General features: G+C 41.0%; 20 protein-coding genes. 1 reads left to right on the top strand and 19 read right to left on the bottom strand.

Translation table 11 applies throughout. The features are described 5' to 3' along the window. Positions 1 to 103 precede the first annotated feature (103 nt). The 9 genes from MKZ10_RS10775 to MKZ10_RS10735 all read right to left on the bottom strand — a co-directional run bounded on the left by MKZ10_RS10775 (position 104) and on the right by MKZ10_RS10735 (position 7,065). The gene (locus tag MKZ10_RS10775; protein ID WP_342510152.1) at positions 104 to 1,027 is read right to left on the bottom strand and encodes a CobW family GTP-binding protein; all 924 of its coding nucleotides are present in this window, start codon (positions 1,025 to 1,027) and stop codon (positions 104 to 106) included. 59 nt (positions 1,028 to 1,086) lie between these two features. Further along, entirely contained in the window at positions 1,087 to 2,604 is a 1,518-nt protein-coding gene (locus tag MKZ10_RS10770; protein ID WP_342504959.1) for a S41 family peptidase, read from the bottom strand. A 151-nt stretch (positions 2,605 to 2,755) separates the two neighbouring features. Next, the gene (gene deoD, locus MKZ10_RS10765) at positions 2,756 to 3,460 is read right to left on the bottom strand and encodes a purine-nucleoside phosphorylase (RefSeq protein WP_342510150.1); all 705 of its coding nucleotides are present in this window, start codon (positions 3,458 to 3,460) and stop codon (positions 2,756 to 2,758) included. A 109-nt stretch (positions 3,461 to 3,569) separates the two neighbouring features. After that, entirely contained in the window at positions 3,570 to 3,797 is a 228-nt protein-coding gene (locus tag MKZ10_RS10760; protein WP_342504958.1) for a YozE family protein, read from the bottom strand. Between the two features lie 19 nt (positions 3,798 to 3,816). Next, positions 3,817 to 4,242 (bottom strand): peptide-methionine (R)-S-oxide reductase MsrB, encoded by a 426-nt coding sequence (gene msrB, locus MKZ10_RS10755; protein ID WP_342504957.1) that lies wholly within the window; start codon positions 4,240 to 4,242, stop codon positions 3,817 to 3,819. Next, positions 4,239 to 4,769 carry a peptide-methionine (S)-S-oxide reductase MsrA gene (msrA, locus tag MKZ10_RS10750; protein WP_342504956.1) on the bottom strand — a complete coding sequence of 177 codons (531 nt, stop codon included), beginning with the start codon at positions 4,767 to 4,769 and terminating at the stop codon, positions 4,239 to 4,241. Before msrA ends, msrB begins: the two co-directional genes overlap by 4 nt. Positions 4,770 to 4,781: 12 nt before the next feature. Beyond that, positions 4,782 to 5,357 (bottom strand): YpmS family protein, encoded by a 576-nt coding sequence (locus tag MKZ10_RS10745; RefSeq protein ID WP_342504955.1) that lies wholly within the window; start codon positions 5,355 to 5,357, stop codon positions 4,782 to 4,784. A 12-nt stretch (positions 5,358 to 5,369) separates the two neighbouring features. After that, positions 5,370 to 6,185, bottom strand: a complete 816-nt coding sequence (locus MKZ10_RS10740) for a GDSL-type esterase/lipase family protein (RefSeq protein WP_342504954.1) — start codon at positions 6,183 to 6,185, stop codon at positions 5,370 to 5,372. A 40-nt stretch (positions 6,186 to 6,225) separates the two neighbouring features. Then, positions 6,226 to 7,065, bottom strand: coding sequence for a DegV family protein (locus MKZ10_RS10735; RefSeq protein ID WP_342504953.1), 840 nt, complete (start codon positions 7,063 to 7,065; stop codon positions 6,226 to 6,228). A gap of 71 nt (positions 7,066 to 7,136) precedes the next feature. On the opposite strand from MKZ10_RS10735, the gene MKZ10_RS10730 reads away from it, so the two are divergent. Beyond that, positions 7,137 to 7,772 carry a hemolysin III family protein gene (locus MKZ10_RS10730; RefSeq protein WP_342504952.1) on the top strand — a complete coding sequence of 212 codons (636 nt, stop codon included), beginning with the start codon at positions 7,137 to 7,139 and terminating at the stop codon, positions 7,770 to 7,772. Between the two features lie 14 nt (positions 7,773 to 7,786). Here the strand turns inward: MKZ10_RS10730 and MKZ10_RS10725 are convergent, their stop codons facing one another. The 10 genes from MKZ10_RS10725 to MKZ10_RS10680 form a co-directional block, all read right to left on the bottom strand. Next, positions 7,787 to 8,518: a lysophospholipid acyltransferase family protein gene (locus MKZ10_RS10725; RefSeq protein ID WP_342504951.1), complete on the bottom strand. Its 732-nt coding sequence runs from the start codon at positions 8,516 to 8,518 to the stop codon at positions 7,787 to 7,789. Between the two features lies 1 nt (position 8,519). Further along, a complete protein-coding gene (locus MKZ10_RS10720; protein WP_342504950.1) occupies positions 8,520 to 9,008 on the bottom strand; it encodes a dihydrofolate reductase in 489 nt (162 codons plus the stop codon). Positions 9,009 to 9,024: 16 nt separating this feature from the next. Further along, positions 9,025 to 9,966 (bottom strand): thymidylate synthase, encoded by a 942-nt coding sequence (locus tag MKZ10_RS10715; protein WP_342504949.1) that lies wholly within the window; start codon positions 9,964 to 9,966, stop codon positions 9,025 to 9,027. A gap of 81 nt (positions 9,967 to 10,047) precedes the next feature. Continuing rightward, the gene (locus MKZ10_RS10710; protein ID WP_342504948.1) at positions 10,048 to 10,647 is read right to left on the bottom strand and encodes a YpjP family protein; all 600 of its coding nucleotides are present in this window, start codon (positions 10,645 to 10,647) and stop codon (positions 10,048 to 10,050) included. 272 nt (positions 10,648 to 10,919) lie between these two features. Next, complete coding sequence (locus MKZ10_RS10705) at positions 10,920 to 11,699, bottom strand: class I SAM-dependent methyltransferase (protein WP_342510148.1); 780 nt, start codon at positions 11,697 to 11,699, stop codon at positions 10,920 to 10,922. After that, complete coding sequence (locus tag MKZ10_RS10700; RefSeq protein ID WP_342504947.1) at positions 11,696 to 12,133, bottom strand: BrxA/BrxB family bacilliredoxin; 438 nt, start codon at positions 12,131 to 12,133, stop codon at positions 11,696 to 11,698. The genes MKZ10_RS10705 and MKZ10_RS10700 overlap by 4 nt, the downstream gene beginning before the upstream one ends. A 156-nt stretch (positions 12,134 to 12,289) precedes the next feature. Then, the gene (locus MKZ10_RS10695; protein WP_342504946.1) at positions 12,290 to 13,099 is read right to left on the bottom strand and encodes an N-acetylmuramoyl-L-alanine amidase; all 810 of its coding nucleotides are present in this window, start codon (positions 13,097 to 13,099) and stop codon (positions 12,290 to 12,292) included. 132 nt (positions 13,100 to 13,231) lie between these two features. Beyond that, positions 13,232 to 13,675, bottom strand: a complete 444-nt coding sequence (locus tag MKZ10_RS10690) for a hypothetical protein (protein WP_342504945.1) — start codon at positions 13,673 to 13,675, stop codon at positions 13,232 to 13,234. Positions 13,676 to 13,764: 89 nt separating this feature from the next. Beyond that, a complete protein-coding gene (locus MKZ10_RS10685; RefSeq protein ID WP_342510146.1) occupies positions 13,765 to 14,964 on the bottom strand; it encodes a Bcr/CflA family multidrug efflux MFS transporter in 1,200 nt (399 codons plus the stop codon). Positions 14,965 to 15,127: 163 nt separating this feature from the next. After that, on the bottom strand, positions 15,128 to 16,261 hold the full coding sequence (locus MKZ10_RS10680; protein WP_342504944.1) for a conserved virulence factor C family protein: 1,134 nt from the start codon (positions 16,259 to 16,261) through the stop codon (positions 15,128 to 15,130). Positions 16,262 to 16,276: the final 15 nt, after the last annotated feature.

Here is a 16,276-nt window from a genome sequence, read left to right as displayed (position 1 = left end):
TTCAGAATTACGGATGTTCTTTCCAATTAGCCCAGTTCTGTAATGAATTGCTTTGTCAAAGAGTCTATTCAACTAAGATTTGGATACTTTTGGTCAACTCTCTTTATATTTCATCCAAATTGGGGTTGACGACCTCATATGATACGTTGTCAATTCCTTCCCCAATGATGACAAGACGTGGCTCCATCTTGACGTATTCAGGTAACCAATTCACCATACCATAAGCATATTGGAATAAATAAGGATTTTTAACTCCCTTAACTGGGACATAGCCCTTCATTCGGTACACCGTATCTGGCAAAGTTCTAATCCAATTTTCAAAGTCTAATTGATCAACACTTTCCGAAAAAGTAACGAGTTTTGACATAAGCGGAAGGCCTTTCCCAGAAATAATAGGCTGATTGTTAGTTTGGTGAGGACCTTGCAATGTTTTTTCGATAAATGAAAAGGCAATTTTCCCACCTGTCGTTTGAACAATAGGAGCAGAAGTATTGAAGTTAGACAATTCAAATGTGACTGTCGCCATTTCTTCGTCTGTCAGAAGATCTGCTTTATTCGCAACAAGTAGATGTGCATGACGAATTTGTTCCATAAATAGCGCTCGTATTTGTGGAGATAGCTTGTCGCGTTCTAGCCAGCGCTTAGAATCTGCGACGGTGACAATTCCTTTAATCGTCAGTCGATCGGCAAATAATGGTGAATAGATCGCATCTAGTGCCTCTACAGGATGAGCTGCACCCGTCGTTTCGATTAAAATAACATCAATATCTTCATTTTCTTCGAGTAGCCCTTGGAGCTGCGCCTCTGTCTTTTCTGAGCCTGTACAACAAATACAACCTTCTAATAGTTCTTTAAGAGGGATATCACCTTCCCCAGCGACCGAATCTGAGTCAAATGGCAAAGCCCCGAATTCATTCATTAGTACTGCTGGCTTCTTGCCTTGTTCTTTTAGTTGTCCAATTGTATGGAGTAATAGCGACGTTTTGCCACTGCCGAGAAAGCCACTAAATAAGTACACATCAACCATTAAAATCCCTCTATTCATTATAAAAAGCGTCCATCCTTTTAAGGCTGGACGCTTTTTAATTATTGTCCTAATTTTTCAAGCAATACTTCTTTTGCTTTCAGTAGCTGTGGATCATCTACTTTAATTTTTGTCCGTAGTTTATTCATCAAACCTATTGTTGTTTCTCCAGCTAAAACACCATTTACTTCTAACTTGAGATCTTCTTGCAATTTTTCAACAGCCTCTGTTGTTTGTTCATCAAACTGCCCATCGACTTCGCCTGGTTCATAACCAACTGCTTCTAGCATTTCTTCCGCTGCTTTAGTTTGAGCGTTGTTCATGCCTTCCTTCATTTCTGCCGCCGGATCGAGGAATGGCAGCATGGCATATGTTGGATACGGTACACTAATCGTAGGTTCAATTCCTTTTTTGTGTATCCAATTCCCGTTTGCTGTTAGCCATTTCGCCGTCGTTAGTTTTAAGTTGGAGCCATCTGTAAGATTTTTCGGTGATTGAACGGTTCCTTTACCGAATGTTGTCACACCAACTAGAGGTACATCCGCAGATTCCTTTAATGCCCCTGCTAATATTTCAGAAGCCGAAGCACTTCCTTCATCAATGACAAGCGTCACGGGAACCGTAACTTTTCGATCACCCATCGCAGTATAGATGATTGGTTTAGACCCTTTTTTCTCGTATTGGAATAAATTCTTGCCATTTTCTACGAATAAATCAGAGATTTCTATTGCAGCATCTAATATGCCGCCCGGATTTTGACGTACATCGACAACTAAGCCTTTCATCCCTTGTGCTTCCATATCGTCGAGTGCAACAAGCAACTCGGCGTAAGTGCCTTCTGAAAAGCTCGTAATATGAATATGCGCAATACCATCTTCTAACATTTCGGTATAAACTGTTTCTATAGGTATGACATCACGAACAATTTTCACATCGACAGGTTCAACTGCTTCTCCGCGTCTAATCGTTAAGGTTACAGTTGTCCCTTTTTCCCCTCGAATGAGTAGTACCGCTTCAGATGATGATAAGCCTTGAATACTTTCACCATCTACAGCAATGATGAGATCATTTGGCAAAATACCTGCATGTTCTGCCGGCGAATTTTTAATAGGAGACACGACGTTGATATACCCGTTTTTCTCCTGAATTTCGGCACCAATACCTTCGAAGCTTGATGAAATGCTTTCATGCAATTGACGGGCTTCTTTTTCATTCAAATAGTCAGAATAAGGATCGCCAAGTGCATCAATCATTCCATTGATCGCCCCGTCAATAATAGCTGTTTCATCTATATCAGCATAGTAATTTTCCTTCATTTCATCATACGTATCGTAAAGCTTTTGAAATTCTTTGCGGTCTACAACTTTTGGCTTTTGTGGATTAACAACTTCGACCACTTTTTCATCACCTGTCGTTAGCACAAAAAACGTGATAGCTGCCGTCGCTAGTACAAGGCCAAATACGAGCATGACGAAGGAAAATGGTTTTAAATTAATCGTTCGTTTGGCAGGTGGCTGCTGCGGTGAATGTTGTTCATCACTGTGTTCTAGTTCAAGATCAGTTTTCTCTTTGTCATCCATCCTATTTCCCACTTTCCATACTTCTTAATCAATGACGCTTCAGCATAATTGCGTCCAGAGGTATTATCAGGGAAGAATTGAACTGCATTCCTCCCTGATAAGAGTTAGTTCAGAAAAGGACCGCTCTAGTGCGGGCGGCCCTTTCTTACAATCAGTCTTGAATTGCTGCCTCTAACGCTACGATAATCATATCGTTAAATGTCGTTTGTCGTTCTTCTGATGATGTCGCTTCCCCTGTGAGGATATGGTCGCTCACTGTTAGAATCGCAAGTGCTTGACGACCAAATTTCGCTGCAAGCGTGTATAATGCCGCAGCTTCCATTTCCACCGCCAAGACACCATACTGCGCCCATTTTTCGTGTTGTGCATGTTCATTATAAAAAACATCTTCTGTAAAGACGTTCCCTACTTTTAGCTCCAAGCCTTTTTCAAGACCTGCTTGATGCGCTTTCAATAATAGATCAAAATCAGCAGTTGGCGCATAGCTGACGCCATTAAAGATAATATCATTCATTTTAGAATCCGTAGATGCACTTTGCGCAAGAATTACATCACGCACGTGTACATCCTTCTGGATAGCACCGCAAGTTCCGACGCGAATCAGTTTTTGAACGTCATATTCTTGCATTAACTCGGTTACATAGATTGAAATAGAAGGTACACCCATTCCAGTTCCTTGCACGGAAATACGTTTGCCTTTGTACGTGCCTGTATAACCGAACATATTCCGAACATCATTGTATTGTGTGACATCCTCTAGAAATGTTTCAGCAATGTATTTTGCACGAAGTGGATCTCCTGGTAGTAAAATAGTATCTGCAATTTCACCTTTTTTTGCGTTAATATGTATACTCATTTTATAAAACCTCGCTTTCAAATTTTCTTTTCTCATCATACCGTCAAATAAGCCATTATGCAAAGAAGATGGCACCTTTTCTTCTATCATATGTACATGATATCATTCATTATTGTTGAGGAAAACGTTCTTCATACAATCTATATAATTCATCGAAAATGGCGGATGGCATTTGCGAATCCGCCTTTTCTTCGATATAGCGTGATAATGTGTCAAAGGACTTTTCTTCCCTTGGAAAGCTTAAATCATTGAACATACTTTCCGCAAAGAGAGCATTTAAATCTCCTTTTACCCCACCGCGGAATGAAAGAACAAAACGGTAAAAAGATCGATTCATCTACTCATTCCCCCTACTTTTAGTCTTGAAATTGTTGCGTATAGGCTTCGTACCCTTCTGCTTCAAAACGGTCAACAGCGACAAAGCGCAGCGCAGCCGAATTTATACAATAGCGCAGTCCATCTTCGCCCGGTCCATCTGGAAATACATGACCAAGATGTGAATCTGCTGTTTTACTGCGCACCTCTATCCGGCGCATACCATGACTACTATCCACATGTTCAATGACTTCTGGCGCATCGATTGGTTTCGTAAAGCTTGGCCACCCACATCCTGCATCATATTTATCCTTCGAGCTAAATAATGGCTTGCCTGATACAATATCTACATAAATGCCTTCTTCGTAATGACTATCGAATTCATTACGAAAAGGTGGTTCTGTTCCGCTTTCCTGCGTCACATAATACTGCATATCCGTTAATGTCTTTTTCAACTGTTCTTTCATGCTTCTTCACCCCAATTGTCAATTTTGAATTGTTCTCGGCCTGAACCAGTTGCATAACGGTTGTAGTGAGTAGGATTTTTCATGTAATAATCTTGATGTCCTTCTTCCGCCGCATAAAATGGCTTAGCTGGAAGGATATCTGTCGCAATCGATTTAGCGAATTTATTCTCAACCTCTAGTGCAGACTTGGATTGCTCCGCCAGCTCCAATTGTTCGGTTGTATGATAATAAATTGCCGTTTGATATGACTCTCCACGGTCGAAAAACTGTCCTCCACTATCAGTTGGATCTATTTGTCGCCAAAATATATCTAAAAGCTCACGATACGAAATAATTGTATCGTCAAATGTAATTTGAACCGCTTCTCGATGTCCAGTTGTGTTTGTACAAACGAGCTCGTAGGATGGATTAGCAATATCTCCACCTGTGTAGCCTGAAACAACAGACACAACGCCTTCATAACGGTGAAATGGTTTCACCATGCACCAAAAACAACCACCTGCAAATGTTGCGACTGACTGTGTCATTCATAGTCCTCCTCATTCATTCGGAATAATAATTTCTAAAATAATCTCATCTTCTGCCAAGTTAAATGTTTTTGCCCTCACTTGTAAATTACCTGAAACAGGGATTTCCGACAAATTGATAAATATTTCTTCTTCCTTCGGGCGAACACTCATCCAAGTGGGGAGCTTTACGGAATCCTTTAATACTTTTAAAATGGCAGAAGGTAGTATGTTTAACTTGCCAATCTCCATCTTCGAAAGCTTCAATATTAAATTACCATCATCATGTACAAACGGATCAAAGTGCATAATGACTGGGAATGTTAACGAGAACATTGTCATTTCCGAGAATAACAGTACCTCGTCATCCACTTTCATCGTTACCGGAATCGGCTCACCTTTCATCGCTTTACGAATATATGTATTAGCGATACCCTCTAAGTTCTCTTTCGTTGCGTTTACAGTTAAGACATTGTCGGTCATGTTCAAGGCATTCATTTCTGGAAAAGGTACGGATTCATTAGAGCTGCTAACGAGTACAATAACAGCAGAAATACCTGCTGCGACAAGACCCGCTAGTAAAAAAAAGCCTACTTTCCATTTATTCATCTTTCTCAGCTCCTACATATCCATTTCCCCATCAGATAGTTCTAGCAAACCACATTTTTTCAATTGTTCAACATAACGTGCCGCCATTCTATCATAGCCTTTTGCATTCGGATGAAAGAAATCGGTGTGGTACACCATGTTTTCGTTAGAATCAAATAAATCAATAACAGGCACGAAACAGGATTTACTGTCTAGCGTTGAACGAACTTCAATCGCTTCGTTCCAATCGTCTATAATTGTTACAAATTCATTTGCTTCATCCGTTACAAGTGTCGTTGGGTTGTAAAGACCTGCCACGACAATGATGACATCATTATTTAAAGCCCGAATGATGGAAAATACTTCATCCAATCTATTTTCAAACTTGCCGAGCTCTATATAAAAAGGCTCTATCTGCAGATTGAAAAGATTGGATTTAACTACTTTCATCATATCATTGCCGCCAATCGTTAAATAAATCATGTCAGCTCTTTTGACAGCTGATTGTATGTCTGGCTCCTCAAGCTGTTTAATTAGCTGGTCACTTCTTCGACCGCGCTTGGCCAAATTGGCGACATCGATTTCTTTTACGCCACGCCACTCAATCATTTCACTTGTCACTCGGCCAAAATAGCCTTCCTTTTTCCGTTCGTCCCCAACACCTTGCGTTAACGAATCACCCAACCCAACGACATGAATTCGTTTTGGGATGAAATAGCCTGGAATGTCCCATGCTGTAAATGCAATGTTTTGCCGTTTTGACAAGGTATCTGGTACTGATACGATGTTTTGTTGGCAACCTAACAAAAACACCGAGAAGGCTATCATGATTATGAACACTCTTCTCATCAGTATTGTTCCCCTTTTCTCTTATAAAGATTCAATTATTTCACTCCGTGTAGTACATAAAACCAATTGCGCCTTCACCAGTATGTGTGCTAATGACAGGTGTAGCAAATGTCAGTTTAACGTCTTTGACACCCGATTCTTCAATCAATTTTTTCAGGGGCTCTGCCATCGCCAAGCCATTAACATGTGCAATGCCGACGCCGCGCACAATTTTACCAGTCGTCTCTTCTCTGAAAACTTTAAACAAATGGGCAACCACTTGTTTATGGCTACGCGCTTTGGCAACAGGTGTATAAACACCATCTTGTAGCGTAGCAATCGGTTTAATATTGAGTAACGAGCCAATCATTGCTTTTCCTTTACCGATTCGTCCACCTTTGACAAGGTTGTCTAGCACATCAACAACAACAAAAAGGGTTGTCTTTTTTCGTATACTAGTCAAGCGTTCGACGATTTCTGCAACTGGTTTTCCTTGCCCGGCCATTTTTGCCGCTTCCAACACTTGAAATGTTAAGGCATGTGTAATATACATCGAATCAATAACCGTCACTTTTGACTGGGTCATATCGGCAGCTACTTGTGCAGACTTTACTGTGCCGCTCATACCACCCGTCATATGAATGGAGATGATTTCACTACCGTCCTCACCTAATCGGTCATACAACTCTTTAAAAGCACCTGTTGCAGGCTGTGAACTTTTAGGCAACTCTACTGTATCCCTCATCATTTCAGCAAATTTATCTGGTTGAATATCAATCCCATCGATATACGTTTCACCATTAATAAGTATCGTTAATGGGACAATATGAATCCCATATTGTTCTATATCCCTTTTTTCCAATTCTGCGGTTGAATCTGTCACAATATAAACTTTTTTCATAACACGAGCTCCCCTCTAATAGTAGCAATCTTTAATTTATTTTAGTATAGTAAAATAAAGGAGGTTATTTTTTGACCACTGCATATGATTTTAAAAATTTCCGGGAAGAATTGTGGAACGCAATTACTCACGGTTTTGGCTTTATGCTCAGTATACCTGCACTTGTGTTCTTGATCATTGTTGGTGTTCAGCACGGGACGGCGGTGCACATTGTCAGCTATACTGTCTTTGGTGTATCTATGCTACTCTTATTTCTTATGAGTACACTGCTCCATAGTATGCCTGTCAAATTTAAGCGCATCTTTTCCATACTTGACCACTCCGCCATTTATATCCTCATTGCGGGGACCTATACACCGTTTCTCCTTGTCACCATTAAAGGTGCACTCGGATGGACATTATTCGGTATCATATGGGGTTTAGCGATTGCTGGTATTTTGTTCAAAGTATTTTTCATTCATCGATTTGAGTTTGTTTCACTCATCTTTTACATTGTAATGGGCTGGCTCATTTTGATTGCGATAAAACCGTTATTCGTTCAGCTAACGATTGTAGGCTTTTCACTGCTAGTAGCAGGCGGCCTACTATACACAGTCGGCTCCATCTTTTATGCTTGGCGAAAAATTCCGTACAACCATGCAATTTGGCATCTATTTGTGATAGCGGGTAGTGCTTCCATGTATTTCTGCGTCCTCTTGTATACTTGAGGACGTTTTTTATATTAAGGCACTAGTTGCATCAATTCAATTGACTGTCTAATTTTCGTTTCTGCATGATCGACGAGTTGCTTTCTTGTCATCAACTGAACTGTTTCAGCATCAATCGGTGGCAAAATATTCACCTGTATACGTGCAGGTTGAATTTTATTGTTATTTTTCTCCATAATTGCTGAAGTTCCGAGCAATGCAATTGGAACAATCGGCACTGTAGCATCTTGTGCAATCTTTGCAAAGCCTGACTTAAACTCTTGAATCCCCGCACCTTTACTGCGCGTGCCCTCTGGAAAAATGATAATCGTATGGCCTTGACGTAGCTTACCTACGGAGTCCTCGAGTACATTCATCGCACTTCTTCTATCAGATCGGTCGATAAAGACACAATTCATCTCGTCCATCCAATCATTAATAATCGGTAGCTTCTTCACTTCCACCTTGGAAATAAAGCCAAAAGGTTTTGGAATCGCACTTATCAAAACAGGAATATCAAAATTCCCTTCATGATTACTAATCAATAGCACTGGTCCTGCTGGCAAATGTTCCGTCCCTGTAACTGAAATAGTACTCCCGGTTCTTTTCATAATGCCTGTTGCCCATATTCGAGGGACCTCGTCGACGTATAAATCCCTCACTTCAGGATCTAATTCGCGACTTAATTTCTTCACTTTCATCAGTCTTCGAATCGTAAATGGCAAGTAGCCAAAAAGATACGAAAACGTTCGGATTGTTTTTAACATGTTAGTTCAAAGAATTCCTTTCGTACACGAGGAATGAATACGGTATTCCATCTGTCGTGATGTGATCTTCTGATGTTGAAATAAGTTTCCATTCAGCTCCGTACTGTGGGAAAAAAGTATCTCCTTCAAACTTTTTCTGAATTGCAGTAATGTATAGTCGATCCGCGATGCCCATTGTTGTTTGGAAAATTTCTGCTCCACCGATAATCATTACTTCGCCCGAAAACGCTTGACCTTTCGCAATGGCTTCCTCTATGTCATGGACAACAACAGCGTCTTGCGCCGTGTACGTAGCGTTACGCGTCACAATAATACTAAGTCTGCCAGGTAATGGTCTCCCAATCGAATCGAATGTCTTGCGTCCCATGACCATCGCCTTACCCATCGACATCTTTTTGAAATAAGCAAGATCTTCGGGAATATGCCAAGGTAGTTCGTTGTTTAAACCAATGACTCGGTCAGGGTCATGTGCGACAAGTAATGAAATCATAATATCCTGCTCCTTTTTAGATAGCTTTCGGTGCTGTAATTTTAGGATGAAATTCGTAATTTTCTAGTTCGATATCGGTTGTTTCTAATTCCAAAATGGATTTATCTCCAATATTCAACTTCAATGTTGGCAATTTTTTCGGCTCACGTAATAACTGTTCATTGACCTGATCGATATGGTTGGTGTAAATATGTGCGTCGCCAAGCGTATGAATAAACTCCCCAACGCCAAGACCACATTCGTGAGCGATCAAATGAACGAGCAGCGCGTAGGAGGCAATATTGAACGGTACTCCTAAGAAAATATCTGCGCTACGCTGGTACAGCTGGCAAGATAGTTTACCATCCGCTACATAAAATTGGAAAAGCGCATGGCAGGGTGGTAGTGCCATATCCTCTACTTCTGATGGATTCCAAGCCGTGACAATATGACGCCTTGAATCAGGATTGTTTTTAATACCTTCAATCAAATTCGAAATCTGATCAATTGCGCCGTCCCCAGTCGTCCAAGAACGCCATTGTTTACCATAAACTGGCCCAAGATCAGCGTATTTGTTTGCGAAATCATCGTCTTCTACAACACGTTTTTTAAATGCATCCATTTCAAGTTTGTAAATTTCCGCAAATTGTTCGTCCTTTGCAGCACGATGTCCGAAATCCGTCATATCAGGACCCGTATATTCAGCACTGTTCACCCACTGCTCAAACGCCCATTCATCCCAAATTGGATTACGGTCTTCAATTAGTGCTTTAACATTCGTATCGCCCTTCAAAAACCATATTAATTCTGAAGAAATTAAGCGAAATGCCGTCTTTTTAGTTGTCATCAAAGGGAAACCTTCATTCAAATCGAAGCGCATTTGATAACCAAACACACTTACGGTTCCAGTTCCTGTGCGGTCTTCTTTTTTTGTGCCGGTTTCAAGAACATGTTTACATAGCTCAATATATTGTTTCATAAAACTTCCCTCCTAATACATGTGTTTAGTATAGCAAAGAAAATCATATGAAGATAATAAAAAAACCTCCTAAGTGGTTAGTTATGATAACCACTTAGGAGGAGTGTTTTTTGACCATTGGATGTCTCCGATTGAATGATGAGCTACAAATCCATCATCGGCAATATGGTAATGGAAATTATAGAAATAACCATCTTGTGGACGATTTTCAGTTCGTACATGAAAACGAATGACATCTTGAGCATTTTCTAAATCGTAAATATTGAAAATTTTCTCGGCGTAATCGCCTGCCGGTTTTTCAGTAATCGCCAATCGACGCTTATGTATGTCTCCAGAACTTGCAAACGTCATGTTAATGGCTTCTTCGATTTTCGGGAAAATAATTTCATCAAATTCATCAGCAATGACCGGACCGATTTTCGATCCGAATTTTACATATGCTAATTCTTTTGCGGTGGCAATGAGAGATTCTTCTGCTGATACAACCGGTTCTTCCGATCGTTCATAGACAAATGCATCTGCTATATCGATTGAATAATCAGCATTTTTCGGTGGTTGCTCTGCGTGTTTTGTTTGGTCTTTATCCTGTAAGCTTGTCCAAAATTGGTGGTTTGGTGAAATTGCGCCAAGTGTTAAAAATGCAACCGCGACAATAAGTGTTTTCTGTAACCATTTTTTCATCAACAATCACCCGCAATTGTGTATATTTTTAAAACTAGTAGACTATCTATTAGACGAAATGATATTGAAAAGGTTTCTTCTTTGTTACTTTCATTGTACAATAAAACTGAAGATAAATGTACGTTTTTTTAAAGGAGGGTATCACTGATGGATATAACTTTGCTAATTGGTATCGGAATGCTCGCATTAATTTTATATTTGAGTTCTTTAAGCTTTACTCACTAATAATCAAAAACGCCGTCATCCCCGATTTGGAGGATGTGACGGCGTTTTTATTTTTCAATAAAACCAAAATGAAATTTAGTATTTGGTCTAATTTTCTGTTCTAGTTTAAATTGCTCAAACACTGGCGAATCAAACCGATCTTTAACAACAACTCGCCGTCGACAAACACGCTGTGCTTGCTCCATCCACTCTTGTGTAAGTAGGCTATGGACACCAACTTGCCGCAGCGCAGTGAAATTAGACGACTCCGTAATCGGCGCATGGAACATGGGATCGATATAGACAATATCCCAAGAAGCATCGGCTTGCTCGCGCAAGAACTTCACTGCCTCTGAATGGATGACGTCAATTCGCCCCATCGCTTGTACTAGTTGTGTCGAATCCGTTAAAAATGTTCGCAAACCACGCCCTGTTATAAATGCGACGGCTGGGTCTGCCTCAACACCCGTAACCTTACCATTATCCCCTGTAATGGAGGAAGCAATTATACTATCCGAAGCTAACCCCAATGTACAATCGAGAAAAGAATCACCATGTTTCAATTGCGACACTTCAACTAAAGGGTCCGACTCACCTTTCAGTAAACGTTTTAATCGAAAACCAGCTGAATTTGGATGAAAGAAAAAGGGCTCGTCCATACCCAACCGATACAATTCGAAGCGATCCTTGCCCGCAACGATGACATCTGACTCATAGTCCTGCTGCAATCGAATAACTGACCGCTTCTTCCGTTCGACAACGGGATATCCTAGAATAGATGCTGCTTGTGCCGCAAGTTGTTCGGACTGTTCATCAAATCGTCCGCCTGTTGTAATAATGACAGTCACTTTTGACAAACTTGTCCAATTACTTCTGTAAGATGGCCTTTAATTTGTTCCATCTCAAAGTTCTCAATCTGTTCCCGTGGGATAAAGTACGCAAGCGCTCCGTCTTTCCACAATGCGATAGAAGGCGAGCTTGGTGGCACCTCTGGGAAATACGCGCGCATTCTTTCGGTCGCTTCTTTATCTTGCCCCGCAAAAACAGTTAATAAATGATCAGGCTTGTACTCTGCTTCTACAATCGCCTCTCTTACTGCGGGCCTCGCAAGACCTGCCGCACAGCCACAAACTGAATTAATAACGACAAGTGCCGTTCCTTCAAGTGCTGTCATCGTTCCTTCAACGTCCTCAGCCGTTGTCAATTCAGTAAAACCGTTGCTCGCAAGCTCTTCACGCATCGGTTTTACGATGCCTTTCATGTACTCATCGTATGCATTCATGTATAAATCCCCCTTCAATTCATTAAAAGATAAATAATAATTTCTTCTGTACGTATTCATTCTACAATGTCTGTGGAAGATTTTCACCGATTGTAGCTTTCCTGCAAGAAAACGGCAGGCACTCATCTGAGCCACCTGCCTTTTTTCGTCAAAGCCTCACTTTACTTCTCCAAGCAATCCACGATCAAGTGCTACAAACAAAATTCCGATTGCATCTGAGTCTGTCAACGTTCCTTCGGATAGCTTTTCACGCCAAATTGGAGACAGCGCGCCTTCTTGCTTATTTTCTAGTCTAATTAACACATCAAGAGTTGAGTTAATAATAATCTGCATAGATGGTTGATAGAGGTGATTTCCACTTTGTTTATACTGTTCTGCGACTTGTTGTTCTTGTACAGATTTTAGTTGCAACTTAAAATAGACTGCTAGTCCTTCCGCAATCGCTTCCCCCTGCGCCTGTAAGTAGTTATCGTCGCGTAATTTAGAAATGTCGATTGTCGAATCCATAAAGCCACCTTCTGTTAAGAACGCAGGCATGGCAGACTCACGTAGCACGTGGAAATTCGCTCTTTTCATACCACGATTGCTAATACCCATCGCCATGACAACACGCGGATGGATAGCTCCTGCGATTTCAAGCGATTTTGGATTGGCCGTTGGGTTGTCCATCGTATACGTCTCAATACCGCTATGCTGACCCCATTGACCGTTCAATGCATTATGGTGAATGGAAGCGTAGACATCTGCCTGCCATTCATTCGCCTGCTTTGTCCTTGTTGCCAGCGGAACATCTGTCTTTCCTGTTGGATCATCGACACGTAAAATGTCCACATTCTCATAGGTTTGTAATTTAGCTATCGCATATTGGGCTACCTTATTGTTAAATGACCACTCCCTTTCGTCATCGGGTGAACGCTTCCCAGGTGTATGAAAGCCATGTCCTGCATCGATTACGATTTTAACCATCTTATTTCCCCCCTCCCTTTATTAGCTTTCAAAAAAGTACTGGCGTATATACTTTTTCTCTTTATATTATTCACGCTAAATTTTTGAATGGCGGCACTTGTCCGATTATGACAGGAATCAATTACGTTTCAGCTAAACGGTTCTGGTTAACTTTGTTTTATCAAAGGGTAATCCTATCCGTTTCCGATAAAAATTGAAGTGATGCTCGACATGTGTCAATAAGTTCTTATTTTTGTCAAACAACCTTAAACTCTCCTCATAATGCTCCCGTCTAACTTCTGTTTTCAAAGACCACATAATTGAATGAAGATGAGGATCTACTAGCTCGTAATTTCTTTTCATAATCGACTCAATCTCAAAAAGCATTTCTTTTGTAATACCATCATATCCATCTCCAGGCACGGTTGCGGAAACAAGTATTTTCAAAATTGGAGTATAAACTTTTTTCAAAATTTCTGTCGTATATTTAACAGATTCATTGCGTATCTCTTGTCTTAATCGAAAATGGTAATTAAAAAAGCTTGTTATGACAATTGTGATGGAAGAACTAACTAAAGCAATGATGACTTCTCGCAACTCTGCTCACATCCTTTTGCTTTATCTTATTCGGTTAGCTGCGAAAGAATGAAAACAGCCGCCTACTCCATTGAGTAAGCGGCTGTCTATTAGATTTCTTTCAAAGTTTTTCTCGCTAGTCCGATATAGGCAAGAACTGCGATTAAACTTGCCGTGAAAATGATAACCCCCATCGGGATCGCCGTCTCTTCACCTGCTATTCCTACAAGCGGCGCTGTAATCGAACCGAGAATGAAAGGTAGTAAACCGAGCAATGCAGAAGCACTCCCCGCAATATGTCCCTGTGACTCCATCGCCAATGAAAAGGAAGAAGTTGAAATAACGCCGATTGAAGCCACGAAAAAGAAAATTGGTACTACAATCGTAAGGAACGGCCCATTCAACAACACCGCAAGTAGTAGCAATGTGCCTGAAGTAATAGACATCAACAAACCAATTTCTAAAAATTTCTTTTCAGATAATACACCCGTTAATCGTCCCACCATTTGCGTTCCCAATATCAGTCCAAGTCCATTCATCCCAAACAGTAAACTAAAGGTCTGCGGCGAAACGCCGTAAATATTTTGGTAGACAAACGGTGTCCCAGCAACATAAGCAAATATACCAGCCATGATAAAACCTTGTGCCAGCGCAAAGCCCATGAATTGTTTATTTTTAAGTAAAGACAGAAAATTTTTCAACATCTTGGATATGCTGCTAGGTGCACGCATTTGCTCGGGATTTGTTTCGTCCATTCTCCACAATACAACGACAAATAGTAAAAAACCGATTGCACTCAGTACAGCAAATATACCCGTCCATTCTGCAAAAGCAAGAATTCCACCACCAAAAATCGGGGCGAGAATAGGTGCTAAGTTATTAATCAACATAAGCAAAGCGAAAAACTTCGTCAGTTCCCTTCCACTATAAACATCCCGAACAACCGCCCTCGAAATGACGATTCCTGCTGATGCTGCAAACCCCTGCATAAATCGTGCGACGATAAAAAATTCAATGGACGGCGCAATTACACATAAAAAAGAAGCAACGAAATAAACCGCAAGTCCAATCAGTAATGGCTTCTTCCGCCCGTGAACATCGCTCATTGGTCCAAGTACGAGCTGGCCTAATCCAATTCCTAACAAACAGGCGGTTAAGCTAACCTGCACTAAGGATGCAGTTGTATCAAAAGCACCTACAATTGTAGGGAATGAAGGCAAATACATATCAATCGATAATGGTCCCATCGCCGCTAGCATTCCAAGTAATACCGCAAAACGAATTCTTTTTGACCCTGTTACTGGTTTCATCAACTAAAAACAACCTTTCTACTGCTAAAAATCAATTCGTGAATGACCACGATTTCGGAGTATAAGTCTCCTACTCTATCACCTGAATGTTCAATTATGAAAGAAGACCGATTCACAACGTTGTGTCCGTTGCGAATCGGCCTCATTTGTATCATCATTATTTTTATTCGTTCGGCGAGACCATGCGTGCTTCCGTCATTTGCTTCCAAACAGACCCTTTGGCGTCTTCGCCTTCTGCAATGCGCGCAATCGCCATACGTATTTGAAGCTTCACTTCAAATTCAGTATCATTTTCAGCATCTTTCAAAGCGGGTAATGCCGTCTCAGTCCCCGTTTCATAAAGGAACATCGCCGCCCGCCAACGGACTAATTTATTTTTATCGTTCAATGCTTCGATTGCCGCATTTTCAAAACCTTCAAAGCCTAAATCACTCATGCAATCTCCCGCTGTTCGACGCACTGCCCAGCTCTTGTCTTTTAGCGCTCGTTCGACATAAGGGATTACTGCTTCGTCTTCAATCATCCCCAAGTAAACTGTTGCAAGGCGTCTAATTGACATCTTATCATCTTCCAGTGCCTCGCCAAGAAGTGGTGCATCAGACATATCTGGATCTGGCATTTGGTCGAGCAATTGGAATCTTGTTTCCCATTCATCCACCGCAAATTCCTCAAGCGATACTTTTTTGCCACGCTGTCCAGTTACCGTTTGTCCTTCAGTAGACAAACGAATAATTTCCTGTAGGCGTTCCTCTGGGTAGGCAGCCTCAATCTCTTGAATAACTGTCTCACCAATTTCAGCTTTTTCCCCGTAACGAATACCATAATCAGCCCATTTACGCAGTAAAATATAGTTTTCAACTTCTGTGCTATGCACAGCTTCCATCGCTTTGACAAAGCGTTCGCTCAGCCCGAAACGTTCCTCAGAAGCGCTATCGAATACTTTCACTTGGAGAGGAACGTCTTTATACGTTTGCACATGGACGTACACTTCACCGTAGCTATCGTCAATTTCCGCTTCAGCTTCCGTTTCCGCGCCTTGTTCTTCATTAAAAACAGCTTGTACATCCGCAAGAATGGATTCCCAAGCAACATTGCCAATTCGTTCAACGGCCATAAAGTTCATGACATGGTAAATCCCTTTAATTCCTGTAATGTTCAAGAGCGCTGCAACTGGATGTGGCGCTGTCGCAGCATCCTCTTTTTTAAAATTAAGCCCAGTGCCTTTTGGCAACTCCGTATCGAGCACAATTTTCATAGAGTTTGGACTTGGTGTTGGTTCAATCGTTACAATATTCACTCGTATTGCCTCCTT

It is taken from the genome of Sporosarcina sp. FSL K6-2383 (assembly GCF_038618305.1).
GTDB lineage: Bacteria > Bacillota > Bacilli > Bacillales_A > Planococcaceae > Sporosarcina.
Note: the sequence above shows the minus strand (reverse complement) of the source record. Positions and strands in the feature narration are given on the sequence as shown.